A 13,027-nucleotide genomic window follows, 5' to 3' on the forward strand; every position below is an offset into this window, starting at 1 on the left:
CCCGCCGGGGACAGGATTCCGACATGAGCTTTCAATCCATCAATCCGGCGACCGGCGAACTGCTGGCCGAATTCGGCACCTGGGATGCATCCGCCCTGGAAGACGCCCTGGCCCGCGCCGACGACGCGGCCCGGCAATGGCGCGCGACCCCGCTGGCCGAGCGTACCCGCATCATCGCCAACGCGGGCCGGCTGCTGCGCGAACAGGTCGAACCGCTGGCCCGTCTCGCGAGCCTGGAAATGGGCAAACCGATCACCGAGGCGCGCGCCGAGGTCGAAAAAAGTGCCTGGGCCTGCGATTACTTCGCCGAGCATGCGGAAGCCATGCTTCGCCCGGAACCGGTGCAGACCGACGCCTCGCACAGCTATATCAGCTATCAGCCGCTAGGCACCGTGCTGGCCATCATGCCCTGGAACTTCCCCTACTGGCAGGTGCTGCGGCACATGGCCCCCACCCTCGCCGCCGGCAACACCCTGCTGCTCAAGCACGCCCCCAACGTGCCGCAGGTGGCGCAGGCCATCGAACGCCTGGCACTGGAAGCCGGCGTTCCCGAGGGCGTGTTCATCAACCTGCCGATCGACGTGGACCTCATCGAGGCCGTGATCGCCGATCCGCGGGTGCACGCCGTAACCCTCACCGGCAGCGAACGCGCCGGACGCTCTGTGGCGGAGCTGGCAGGGCGGCATCTCAAAAAGGTGGTGCTGGAACTGGGGGGCTCGGACGCCTTCGTGGTTCTGGAGGACGCCGACCTGGATCTCGCCGTCAGCCAGGCCGTTCCCGCCCGCTTCCAGAATGGCGGTCAGAGCTGCATCGCCGCCAAGCGCATCATCCTCACCGAACCGGTGGCGGAGAACTTCACCGGGCGCTTCGTGGAAGCGGTACGGGCATTGCGCGTCGGCGACCCGCTCGACGAGGCCACGCAGATCGGTCCGGTCGCCCGCGCCGACCTGCGCGATGAACTGCACCGCCAGGTACGGGCCAGTATCGATGCGGGCGCGCAGCTGGCGGCAGGCGGTGCCCCCATCGAAGGCCCGGGCTATTTCTACCAGCCCACAGTGCTGGACCGGGTCGGGCCCGGCATGACGGCCTATTCGGAAGAGCTGTTCGGGCCGGTCGCCACCCTGATCCACGCCCGGGACGAGGCGCAGGCCCTGGCCATTGCCAACGACAGCCGCTTCGGGCTGGGCGGCTGCGTGTGGACGCGCGACACCGAACGGGGCGAGCGCTTCGCCGCCGCCCTCGAGTCCGGCGGCGCATTCGTCAACGGCATGTTCAAGAGCGACCCGCGCCTGCCCTTCGGGGGCATCAAGGCCTCCGGCTACGGACGCGAGCTCTCCATTCACGGCATTCGCGAGTTCGTGAACACCAAGACCCTCTGGGTCCGCTAACCCTCGATATGACCGGGCCGCGGGTCGCTTTTGATCTGCGGCCCGCGCCCACCCCCTGTCCGAAAGCCCGCCGCAGCACTGTGCCCGGGCCGGTCCCGCCAAATAATGCGCGACAAGTTCATTCGGACTCGATAATCCGCTAATATACCGCCCCTTTGGGTCGCGGGCGCCCCAGGGACGCCCGTGCCCTCACGAGAACAATCCAACCCTGCAACTGCCGTCCGGCAGGCGACAGCGGAGACACAGTATGCCTTTGAAACTGGCCATTCCCAGAGAGACCAGCACCGGTGAACGGCGCGTGGCTGTCGACGCGTTGATCGCGGGCAAGCTGAGCGGCCTCGGTCTCGAGGTGCTGCTCGAAACGGGCGCCGGCGACGCCGCGCGCATGCCCGACGACAGCTATACCGACGTCACGGTGGTGAAAGACGCCGCCGGCCTGTATGCCCAGGCCGACATCGTCGTCAAGATCCAGCCTCCGACCGAGGACGAGATCGCCCAGATGAAGGAGGGCGCGGTGCTGATCGGCACCCTGCTGCCCCACCGCCACCCGGAGCTGGTGGCCAAGCTGCGCGACCGCAAGATCACCAGCTTCGCCATGGAGCTGATCCCGCGCATCTCGCGCGCCCAGTCCATGGACGTGCTGTCCTCCCAGGCGGCCGTGGCCGGCTATAAGGCTGCCATCATGGGCGCCGACCTGGCCTCGCGCTTCTTCCCGATGCTCACCACCGCGGCCGGCACCATCCGCCCATCGAAGGTCATCGTGCTCGGCGCCGGGGTTGCCGGCCTGCAGGCCATCGCCACGGCACGCCGCCTGGGCGCCATGGTGGAGGCCTATGACGTGCGCTCCGCCACCAAGGAGCAGGTGGAATCGCTGGGCGCCAAGTTCATCGAGCTGGACATCAAGGCTGAGGGCGAGGGCGGCTACGCCCGCGAGCTCACCGACGAGGAAAAGCAGAAGCAGCAGGAACAGCTGGCCGGCTTCGTGGCCCAGGCGGACGTGCTGATCACCACCGCCGCCGTGCCGGGGCGCCCGTCGCCCAAGCTGGTGCCGGAAGCCATGGTGCAGGGCATGAAGCCCGGCTCGGTCATCATCGACCTGGCCGCCGAAGGCGGCGGCAACTGCGTGTTCACCGTGCCCGGCGAGACGATCGAAAAGCATGGCGTGGTCGTACACGGCCCGCTCAACGTGCCCAGTCAGGTGCCGTTCCATGCCAGCGAAATGTACGCCAAGAACGTCTTCAACTTCCTGTCCCCGATGATCCAGGAAGGTCAGTTCACCCCGAACTGGGAAGACGAGATCCAGGCGCAGAGCGTGCTCACGCACGAGGGCGCCATCAAACACGAACCCACCCGCAAGCTGGTTGAAGGAGAGGCATCATGATCGAGGGTTTCGTCGCACTGTATATCTTCATGCTGGCCGCCTTCACCGGCTATGAAGTCATCTCCAAGGTGCCGGTGATCCTGCACACCCCGCTGATGTCCGGCTCCAACTTCGTGCACGGCATCGTGCTGGTCGGCGCCATGGTGGCGCTCGGCCATGCCACCACAGGGCTGGAGCAGGTGATCGGCTTCGTCGCCGTGATCCTGGCCGCGGGCAACGCGGCCGGCGGCTACGTGACCACCGAGCGCATGCTGGAGATGTTCAAGAGCTCCAAGAAGGAGGCGAAGTGATGGGCCTGATCATCAACATTGCGTACTTCGCCGCCGCGGTCCTGTTCATCCTCGGCCTGAAGCAGATGAGCTCGCCGGTCAACGCCCGGCGCGGCATCGTCTGGGCGGGCATCGGCATGCTGGTCGCCACCGTGGTGACCTTCTTCCATCCCGCCATCCACGGCGCGATGAACTATCTGCTGATCGTCATCGCCATCGCCATCGGCGGCGGGCTGGCCTGGTACACCGGCAAGAAGGTGGCCATGACCGACATGCCGCAGATGATCGCGCTGTACAACGGCATGGGCGGCGGCGCGGCCGCGGCCATCGCCGCGCTGGAACTGGTCAAGGGCGCCGAGATGACCCTCACCCTGCAGTCCATCGCCGTACTGGGCGCACTGATCGGCACGGTGGCCTTCTCCGGCTCGCTGATCGCCTTCGCGAAACTGCAGGGCATCATGCGCAAGACCTTCCGCTTCGGCGGGCAGCAGATCTTCAACCTGACGATGTTCGGCGTGACCGTCGCCCTCGGCGTGATCATCGCCGTCAGCGGCCATTACAGTCTGATCGTGCTGTTGATCTTCTTCCTGCTGGCCCTGGCCTTCGGCGTGTTCATGACCCTGCCGATCGGCGGCGCGGACATGCCGGTGGTGATCTCGCTGTACAACGCCCTGACCGGCCTCGCCGTCGGCCTGGAAGGCTTCGTGCTCGGCAACCCGGCCATGATGATCGCCGGCGTGGTAGTCGGCGCCTCCGGTACCCTGCTGACGCAGCTGATGGCCAAGGCCATGAACCGCCCCATTACCAACGTGCTGTTCAGCCACTTCGGTGCCAGCGGCACCGGAGCCGAGGAGGAGGAGGTCTCCGGCCACCTCAAACCCATCGAGGCACCGGATGCCGGCATCATGATGGCCTTCGCCGAGAAGGTGATCATCGTGCCCGGTTACGGCATGGCCGTGGCCCAGGCTCAGCACAAGATCTGGGAGCTGACCCAGCTGCTGCAGGAGCGCGGCGTGACGGTGAAGTTCGCCATCCACCCGGTGGCAGGCCGCATGCCGGGTCATATGAACGTGCTGCTGGCCGAGGCGGGCGTGCCGTACGACATCATCTATGACCTGGACGAGATCAATAACGAGTTCGCCACCGCCGACGTGGCCCTGGTCATCGGCGCCAACGACGTGGTGAACCCGGTCGCCCGCACCAACCCGGACAGCCCGATCTACGGCATGCCGATCCTGAATGCGGACCAGGCCAAGAATGTCATCGTCATCAAGCGCGGCCAGGGCGCCGGTTTCTCGGGTATCGAGAACCATCTGTTCTACGCCGACAACACGCGCATGCTGTACGGCGACGGCCAGGCCATGGTCTCCGAGCTGATCAGTGCGGTGAAATCGCTCTGATCTCCGCCTTCATACAGCAACCCCCGAGCCCGGCCACGTGCCGGGCTTTTTTGTCTGGGCCCCTTCAGACTCGACAGGCTCGGCCTCGCCATGGAAGATTGAACAAGGCCGCCGGGACGGATATCGCAGACCGTTTTGCCCGTTTTTGCCCCAATATTTAATCCCTGTGATTTAATTTTTTTCTGCTTTTTTGCAACCGGAGGGCTTGACAGAATCAAACGAAGCCTTCCGGCATGAATCTTGTTATGCACAGGAAGGAGAATCGTCAGCAGCCATTTACACAAAAGACTGTCGAGATTCCGTCAAACGCCAGCCATTCACATAACCCATTGAAAAATAAAAACAAAATTAGCTGGTCACTTTTTGACCAATTAAACAAAAATGTAGCATTCAGTGTGGCTGGAGCAACTTGATGACACGCTGTCCACAGAGTTATCCACAAGATGTGTGGATAAACCCAAACGACAATGTAGTTTTAATCAGTTACCTTCACACTCCTAATAAATCGCTTTAACAGCAGAGCGTAACTTGCCTCCCGACACCCCTCTCACCCAACCCCTCGTACAAGTCGCCGTACCGTCTCCGTTGTACGGGGTATTCGACTACCTGCCGCCGCCGGGTCAGCCACTGCCGGCCCGGGGAAGCCGCGTACGGGTACCCTTCGGCCGTCAGCATCTGGTGGGGGTGGTGATGGCGCTCGCCCCGCGCAGCGAGATGCCCGCGCATCGCCTGAAACATATCGAGGCCGTACTGGACGGCGAAGCGCTGCTCGGCCCGCCCCTGCTGGGCCTGCTCGAATGGGCCGCCGGCTATTATCAGCACCCGCTGGGAGAGGTCATCAGCACCGCCCTGCCCACCCTGCTGCGCCAGGGAGAGGCGGCACAGGTGCAGGGGATCACCCGCTGGCGCGCAGCGGTGGACGAGGTGCCCGAGGAAATGATGCGCCGCGCCCCGCGCCAGGCCGCCCTGCTGCACGACCTGATCGCACAGCCCGGCGGGCTGGACGCGCAGCAACTGAATGACGCCCATGCCAACTGGCGTGCCCCGATGGGCGCGCTGGTCGACAAGGCGCTGGCAGCCAAAGCGGAAAGCCCCTGCCTACAGGGCATCCCCGTCGACCCGGACACGGTTCGCAGTGTCTCCCTCAACCCCGCCCAAGCAGCGGCGGCAAAGGCGGTGATCTCGGCCCCGGACGGATTCGCACCGTTTTTGCTGGAGGGCGTGACGGGCAGCGGCAAGACCGAGGTTTATCTCAGCATTATCGAGGACGTCGTCGCCGCCGGCCGCCAGGCGCTGGTGCTGGTGCCGGAGATCGGCCTCACGCCCCAGCTGCTGACGCGGTTCCAGGCGCGCTTCGAACGGCCGATCGCCGTCCTGCACTCCGGCCTGACCGATCGCGAACGATTGTGTGCCTGGCTGTCGGCACGCAGCGGCGAGGCCCCCATCGTGATCGGCACCCGTTCGGCCGTGTTCACCCCGCTCGCCAACCCAGGCGTCATCCTGGTCGACGAGGAACACGATTTGTCGTTCAAACAGCAGGACGGCCTGCGTTACCACGCCCGCGACCTGGCCGTGATGCGCGCGCGGCGCGAAAACGTGCCGGTCGTGCTGGGCTCTGCGACACCCGCCCTGGAAAGCATCAACAACGCGCGCAAAGGCGGCTATCGGCACATCTCCCTGCCGGAGCGCGCCGGCGTCGCCAGCCACCCGGAAGTCAGCCTGCTCGACGTACGTCGCCGGCCGATGACCGAGGGCATGTCGGACATCCTCATCGAACAGATCCACCGGCACCTGGATGCGGACGGCCAGGTCCTGCTGTTCCTGAACCGCCGCGGCTATGCGCCGGTGCTGCAATGCCACGACTGCGGCTGGGCGGCGGACTGCCCGCGCTGCGACGCCCATATGACCTATCACGCCCGCCGTCGCCAGCTGGTGTGCCATCACTGCGGCGTGCAGATGGGTGCGCCGGATCAGTGTCCCGGCTGCGGCAGCGCCCAGGTCCATCCCCTTGGGCAGGGCACGGAGCGCATCGAAACCGCGCTGCAGACGCTGTTCCCGGAGGTGGAGATCTCGCGCATCGACCGCGACACCACGCGCCGCAAGGGTGCCATCGAGGCCAAACTGGAAGGCGCCCGCAGCGGACAGCACCGGATACTGGTCGGTACTCAGATGCTGGCCAAGGGACACGATTTCCCCGGCGTTACCCTGGTCGGCATCCTGGATATCGATCAGGGGCTGCTGAGTGCCGACTTCCGCGCCACCGAGCGCATGGCTCAGCTCATCACCCAGGTGGCGGGACGCGCCGGGCGCGCCGAGCGTCCCGGCCACGTGCTGATCCAGACCCGACAGCCGGATCATCCGCTGCTGCTGACCCTGATCCACGAAGGCTACCGGGGATTTTGCCGCCAGGCCCTCGAAGAGCGCGAGGCGGCCTGCCTGCCGCCCTTCAGCTACCAGGCCCTGATCCGCGCCGAATCGCCCCAGGCCGACCATCCCCTGGCCTTTCTCGGCGAAGCACGCGAGCTGTTCCAGCAGGCCGGTTCGACGGTTCAGGTGCTCGGTCCGGTGCCGGCCCCGATGGAGCGCCTGGCCGGCCGCTACCGGGCCCAGTTGCTGCTGCAGGCCGAGACGCGGGCCCCGTTGCACCAGCTGCTGTCGCGCCATGTCCAGGCCCTGGCCAGCCTGCCGCACGCGCGCCGGGTGCGCTGGTCGCTGGATGTCGATCCCATGGAGCTGTTTTAAGCCTGCTGTCTACTCATGCGGCACGATAGGGCGTCAAAACCGTGCTCATAGATGCGGGGCCGCGAAGCGGCAAACACTTCAAGTAAACTGCGCTTTTTGGCAGGCACGCTGCGCGGCTGGCGCGAAAATCTTTTCCAGAAAGATTTTTCGCCCGATTTTTCCTTCTCTCGCACTCGCCTGAGCGACAATATCAACCCGTTGATAACCTATGGCTTCTCGCCCCGGCGCCATTTCTTTAGAATGACGGCTCTTTGCCGTCTGCCTGATCGGAATCCAGATTGAAAGCCACCATCCACGCGCTCGTTACCGCCGCTCTCGAACAACTTCATCAGGCGGGTGACCTCGACACCCTGCCCGGCGACCTGATCATCAGCCGCACCCGCGACAGTGCCCACGGCGATTTCGCCTGCAACGTCGCCATGCCCCTGGCCAAGCAGCTCGGCCGCAAGCCGCGCGACATCGCCCAGGCGATCGTCGACCACCTGCCGGCATCGAAGGACATCGACAGGGTCGAGATCGCCGGTCCCGGCTTCATCAATTTCTTCCTCAGCATCGAGTGCCGGCTGGCCGTGGTGAACCGCACCCTCGACGAGGGCGACGCCTATGGCCGCAGCCAACTGGGCGCCGGCAAGCGGGTACAGGTGGAATTCGTGTCCGCCAACCCCACCGGCCCGCTGCACGTGGGCCACGGCCGCGGCGCGGCCTACGGGGCCGCGGTGGCCGACCTGCTCGACGCCGTGGGCTTCGACGTGCACCGCGAGTATTACGTCAACGACGCCGGCCGCCAGATGGACATCCTCGCCACCAGCGTCTGGCTGCGCTACCTGGAGCAGTGCGGCGAACGCTTTCCCTTCCCCAGCAACGGCTACAAGGGCGATTACGTGCGTGACATCGCCGCCGTTCTGCACAAGGAACACGGCGGCGAGTGGGCCTCGCCGGCCGGGGCGGTGCTGGACGGCCTGCCGCCCGACGAACCCCAGGGCGGCGACAAGGAACAGCACATCGACGCCCTCATCGGACGCGCCCGCGAGCTGCTGGGCGACACCCGCTACCGCTACGTGTTCGACCTCGGCCTCAACGCCATCCTCGACGACATCCGCGAGGACCTGCGCGAATTCGGGGTGGAATACGACGAGTGGTATTCGGAACGCTCGCTGACCGAACGCGGCAAGGTCAATCTGGCCATCGAACGGCTGCGGGACGCCGGACACATCTACGAGCAGGACGGCGCGCTGTGGTTCCGCTCCACCGAGTTCGGCGACGAAAAGGACCGCGTGGTACAGCGCGACAACGGGCAGACCACCTATTTCGCCTCTGACATCGCCTACCACATGGACAAGATGGAGCGCAGCTTCACCCGCGTCATCGACGTGTGGGGCGCCGATCATCACGGCTACGTGCCGCGCGTGAAGGCGGCGCTGACCGCGATGGGCGAGGATGCGGCCAAGCTCGACGTGCTGCTGGTGCAGTTCGCCATCCTCTACCGAGGCGGCGAGCGGGTGCAGATGTCGACCCGGTCCGGGTCCTTCGTCACCCTGCGCGAACTGCGCGAGGAGGTGGGCAACGACGCCGCGCGCTTCTTCTACGTCATGCGCCGCTGCGAGCAGCATCTGGACTTCGACCTCGACCTGGCCAAATCCCAGTCCGCGGACAACCCGGTGTATTACATCCAGTACGCCCACGCCCGCATCAGCAGCGTCATGCGCCAGCTGCAGGACAAGGGCATGCATCACGACCGGGCCAACGGCGCGGCCAAACTCGGCCGGCTGGCGGAATCCCATGAGCACAGCCTGATCGACCGCATCGGCCGTTACCCCGAGGTGGTGGAGGCCGCCGCCCTGAACGAGGAGCCGCACCAGGTCTCACAGTACCTGCGCGAGCTGGCCAACGATTTCCACGCCTGGTACAACGCCCACCAGTTCCTGGTGGAGGACCCGGACCTGCGTGACGCCCGCCTCAACCTGTGCCTGGCAGTGCAGCAGGTGATCCGCAACGGTCTCGGTTTGCTGGGCGTCAGCGCCCCCGAAACGATGTAGCCATGGCGCGCGACTTCAAAAACAGCCGAGCCAAACAGAACAAGGCCCTGCCGGGCTGGGCCTGGCTGCTGGCCGGCCTGACGATCGGCCTGTTCGTGGCGCTGCTGGTGTATCTCAACAACACGCCCGCGCGCATGGGCGCGCCCCATCTGACGGTGCACAAGGCGCGTCCCGAACCCGTCAAGAAAGCGGCTGCCGCACCGAAAACCACCACCAAGACGGAAAAGTCCGCCGAGAAACAATCCCCGCCCAAGCCCAAGTTCGATTTCTACACCCTGCTGCCCGAACTCGAGGTGGTGGTGCCCGACGGCAACTATACGGTCCACAACGAAAACCAGTCCGGCGGCAACGCCCAGCCCGACAAACCGGGCGAGTACGTGCTGCAGGTGGGCTCGTTCAAGAGCTACGACCAGGCGGACAGCATGAAGGCGCGCCTGGCCCTGCTCGGCGTGCATGCCTCCATCCAGAAGGTTTCCGTCAACAACGACACCTGGCACCGGGTCCGGATCGGCCCCTACAAGGACCTCGCCCAGCTCAACAAGATCCGCGAACTGCTTGCCTGACCCGGTACCTCGCTCTACAGTAAGCCTCAGGAACTCCGGACAATAATCACAACCGGTCCCAGCGGACCCCCTGATGGGAACTCGCGCATGATTCGACTGTTCAGCACCCCCGGCGACTCCTCGGCCGACAGCATCCGCATCGCGCTCGCGCTCAAGGGCCTGTCTTACGACATCCACCCCTTCGAGGAGCTCGAAAACGCCACCGACGTGGTGTCGTCGCCGGCATTGGAGGAGATGGCACCGTCGATCCTGCTGGACGAAAAGCGCATGCTGACCCAGGCGCTGCCCATCATCGAATACCTCGACGAAAGCTGGCACGAACCCACGCTGCTGCCCGGCATGGCGCGGGAACGCGCCCAGATCCGCAGCCTCGCCTATCTGATCATGAGCGAAACCAACACCCGCGTCGCGCAGCGCACCCTGCAGGCACTGCCCAGCGGCGTCGACACCCAGGCCTGGCAGCAGCACTGGTACGAATCGGGTCTCGCGGTGCTCGAGTCCCTGATGATGAACAACCCCACCGTCGGCCGGTTCTGCTACGGGGACCAGGTCACCCTGGCCGACGTGTGCCTGATTCCGGTCAGCTGGGCGGCCCGCCGCGCCGGCCTTGATCTGTCGGCATTTCCCACCATCCAGCGCATCTGCGGGCACTGCATCCAACTGCCGGAAATCGCCCACATCGCCGCGCAGGCCGACTAGGCCACGGCCTGCGCCGTCCGCCGCGTCCGGAAACAGGCGCTTTCGTAGATCAGCAGACCGCCCAGAATCAGCCCAGCGCCGGCCACCACGCCCGGCCCCACCGGCTCATGGTTGAGCAAATGTCCCAGCAGCAGGGCCAGCACCGGCGTCAGCAGGGTGATCATCGCCACCCGCGTCGCGCTCAGCTCGCGCAGCAGGAAGAAATACAGGCTGAAGCCGAAGGCGGAGCCGAACAGGGCCAGATAGGCGATGGCCCACGGCATCACCGCCGGCATGACCCGCGGCATCCCCTCGCCGCTCGCCAGCCAGGCCAGCAGGTACAGCGGGGCGGCGAACAGCAGACTTCCGCTCGCCAGACTCAGCCCGGACAGCCCGGGATTCAGCCGTTTCACCCATACGCCACCGACCGCATAGAGGGACATGCCTACAAAGGCGGCCGCGATGCCCACCGCGGACTGCTCGCCCAGCCGGCCGCCGGCATAAAACACCAACGCCAGACCGGCGAGACCGCTCAGCATGCCGACGATCCGCAGGGGACTGAAGGCCTGTTCACCGAGCCAGAACGAAGCGAACACCCCTGTCATGATCGGTGACAGCCCGAAGACCAGCGACAGCCAGCCGGAGGGGATGTGCCGTGCGGCCCAATAGGTGAACATCATCGCCGTGAACAGGGAAAGCGCCGCCACCGCGTAAGTGCCACGTGCCGCGCTCGTCATCGGCAGCCTGCCTACGAACACGCGGTGCAGCAACCAGGCCGACAGCCCACCCAGCCACATGCGTGCGGTCACCCCGAAGACGAAACCGTCGCCGGTATTGCTCCACTGGATGGCCAACGGCGTGGTTGCCCAGATCATGATCACCAATGCATAGGCCAGACCGACCATGTATACGCTCCGAAAAAATGACAGCAAAAAATAGCCGCGGTCCTGGGACCGCGGCCTGGAATTCTTCCGATGTGGATCAGTCAATCAGAAATCATGCATGCGCGCGGCCAGCACTCCGGGAGGAGTGGTAATGACGGGAATCATTCGCAGGGACCAACGTCGCATGTCGGTGAGCATGCATCGCCATCCCGAACCGTGTCAATAGCGCTTGACTCCCCCGGGGGCCGACGTAAGCTGAGGGCAGGTTCACCCCCGCACAAATCATGAACGATCCGCACAGCGAGTCCCCCCACAACGTCAAGCCGCGACGTTTTTTCGCCCCCTGGGAACATGCCTTCGACCGCGTCCTGACGCCGTTCGAGGCGTTCATCCACAATCAGACGACGGGCGGCATCATGCTGCTCATCTCCGCCGTGGTCGCCCTGCTGTTCGCCAACAGCCCCTGGGGTGCGGCCTACCATCATCTGCTGGAAGCCCGCGTTCAGATCTCGCTGGGCGGTTTCGTGCTCAATAAGTCACTGCACCACTGGATCAACGACGGGCTGATGACCCTGTTCTTTTTTCTGGTGGGAATGGAAATCAAGCGCGAGGTGCTGGTCGGCGAGCTGTCCAGTCTGCGCCAGGCATCGCTGCCCATCGTCGCCGCCATCGGCGGCATGGCCGCACCCGCACTGGTGTACGTGCTGGTGGCCGGCGGGCCGGAATTCGTCCAGGGCTGGGGCATCCCGACCGCCACTGACATCGCCTTTGCCGTCGCCGCCCTGGTGCTGCTGGGACGCCGCATTCCGGGGCCACTGATGACCTTCCTGGTCGCGCTGGCGATCGTGGACGACATCGGCGCGGTGATCGTCATCGCCGTGTTCTACACGGACCAGATATCGACAACGTATCTCGCCCTGTCGGCCGCCCTGCTGGTCACCCTGATCGCCTTCAATCTGGGCGGCATCCGCCGACCGCTGCCTTATTTTATTCTTGGCACTTTGTTGTGGCTGGCGATGCTCAAGAGCGGGGTGCACGCCACCCTGGCGGGTGTGCTGCTGGCCTTCACGATTCCGGCGCATCCCAAGTTCGACCCGGATGATTTTGCGAACAAGCAGAAACACCTGCTGGACCGCTTCGATGACGCGCGCATCAAGACCGGCCCCCTGCTGTCCAGCCCGCAGCAGCAGGCCATCCTGGAAACCATTGAAGACAATGCGGCCGGCATGCAGACCCCCTTGCAGCGCCTGGAAGGCGGCCTGCACCTGCCGGTCGCACTGCTCGTCATGCCCCTGTTCGCACTGGCCAACGCCGGCCTCAGCCTGGACCCCGCAGCCGTGCGTCTCGCCCTGTCCCATCCGGTCACGCTGGCCGTGGCAGCCGGTCTGGTCATCGGCAAACCGCTCGGCATCGTGGGCAGCACCTGGCTGGCGATCAAGCTGGGCCTGGGACGTTTGCCCGAGGGCGTGCTGATGCGCCACGTGATCGGTGTATCCATGCTGGCCGGCATCGGATTCACCATGTCGATCTTCATCACCGACCTGGCCTTCAGCGGCAACACGGAACTGATCGAACTGGGCAAGGCCGGCATCCTGTTCGCTTCATGTAGCGCCGGCCTGCTCGGCTATCTCTGGCTGCGATTTGTGCCCACGCCGCAGCGTAAGTGATGACTGGCGGCTCACGCCG

The 13,027-nt window shown here is 65.3% G+C and carries 11 protein-coding genes; 10 read left to right on the top strand and 1 reads right to left on the bottom strand.

All coding sequences use genetic code 11. The annotated features are described in order from the left end of the window. Positions 1-23 precede the first annotated feature (23 nt). The 9 genes from P8Y64_05815 to P8Y64_05855 all read left to right on the top strand — a co-directional run bounded on the left by P8Y64_05815 (position 24) and on the right by P8Y64_05855 (position 10,478). The gene (locus P8Y64_05815; GenBank protein MEJ2059990.1) at positions 24-1,388 is read left to right on the top strand and encodes an NAD-dependent succinate-semialdehyde dehydrogenase; all 1,365 of its coding nucleotides are present in this window, start codon (positions 24-26) and stop codon (positions 1,386-1,388) included. A gap of 247 nt (positions 1,389-1,635) precedes the next feature. After that, entirely contained in the window at positions 1,636-2,769 is a 1,134-nt protein-coding gene (locus P8Y64_05820) for a Re/Si-specific NAD(P)(+) transhydrogenase subunit alpha (protein ID MEJ2059991.1), read from the top strand. Continuing rightward, positions 2,763-3,059 (top strand): NAD(P) transhydrogenase subunit alpha, encoded by a 297-nt coding sequence (locus P8Y64_05825; GenBank protein ID MEJ2059992.1) that lies wholly within the window; start codon positions 2,763-2,765, stop codon positions 3,057-3,059. Before P8Y64_05820 ends, P8Y64_05825 begins: the two co-directional genes overlap by 7 nt. Beyond that, on the top strand, positions 3,059-4,438 hold the full coding sequence (locus P8Y64_05830) for an NAD(P)(+) transhydrogenase (Re/Si-specific) subunit beta (GenBank protein ID MEJ2059993.1): 1,380 nt from the start codon (positions 3,059-3,061) through the stop codon (positions 4,436-4,438). Before P8Y64_05825 ends, P8Y64_05830 begins: the two co-directional genes overlap by 1 nt. A 528-nt stretch (positions 4,439-4,966) precedes the next feature. Then, complete coding sequence (locus tag P8Y64_05835) at positions 4,967-7,180, top strand: primosomal protein N' (protein ID MEJ2059994.1); 2,214 nt, start codon at positions 4,967-4,969, stop codon at positions 7,178-7,180. A gap of 51 nt (positions 7,181-7,231) precedes the next feature. Continuing rightward, positions 7,232-7,462, top strand: a complete 231-nt coding sequence (locus tag P8Y64_05840) for a hypothetical protein (GenBank protein MEJ2059995.1) — start codon at positions 7,232-7,234, stop codon at positions 7,460-7,462. Next, on the top strand, positions 7,459-9,216 hold the full coding sequence (argS, locus tag P8Y64_05845; GenBank protein ID MEJ2059996.1) for an arginine--tRNA ligase: 1,758 nt from the start codon (positions 7,459-7,461) through the stop codon (positions 9,214-9,216). Before P8Y64_05840 ends, argS begins: the two co-directional genes overlap by 4 nt. Before the next feature lie 2 nt (positions 9,217-9,218). Continuing rightward, positions 9,219-9,779 carry an SPOR domain-containing protein gene (locus tag P8Y64_05850; protein ID MEJ2059997.1) on the top strand — a complete coding sequence of 187 codons (561 nt, stop codon included), beginning with the start codon at positions 9,219-9,221 and terminating at the stop codon, positions 9,777-9,779. Positions 9,780-9,866: 87 nt separating this feature from the next. Further along, positions 9,867-10,478 (top strand): maleylacetoacetate isomerase, encoded by a 612-nt coding sequence (locus P8Y64_05855; GenBank protein MEJ2059998.1) that lies wholly within the window; start codon positions 9,867-9,869, stop codon positions 10,476-10,478. Here the strand turns inward: P8Y64_05855 and P8Y64_05860 are convergent. Beyond that, complete coding sequence (locus P8Y64_05860) at positions 10,475-11,362, bottom strand: DMT family transporter (GenBank protein MEJ2059999.1); 888 nt, start codon at positions 11,360-11,362, stop codon at positions 10,475-10,477. The two genes, P8Y64_05855 and P8Y64_05860, sit on opposite strands and share 4 nt — an antisense overlap. A 263-nt stretch (positions 11,363-11,625) precedes the next feature. On the opposite strand from P8Y64_05860, the gene nhaA reads away from it, so the two are divergent. After that, positions 11,626-13,008: a Na+/H+ antiporter NhaA gene (nhaA, locus tag P8Y64_05865; protein MEJ2060000.1), complete on the top strand. Its 1,383-nt coding sequence runs from the start codon at positions 11,626-11,628 to the stop codon at positions 13,006-13,008. Positions 13,009-13,027 lie beyond the last annotated feature (19 nt).

The organism is Gammaproteobacteria bacterium (genome assembly GCA_037388465.1).
GTDB lineage: Bacteria > Pseudomonadota > Gammaproteobacteria > SpSt-1174 > SpSt-1174 > JARRKE01.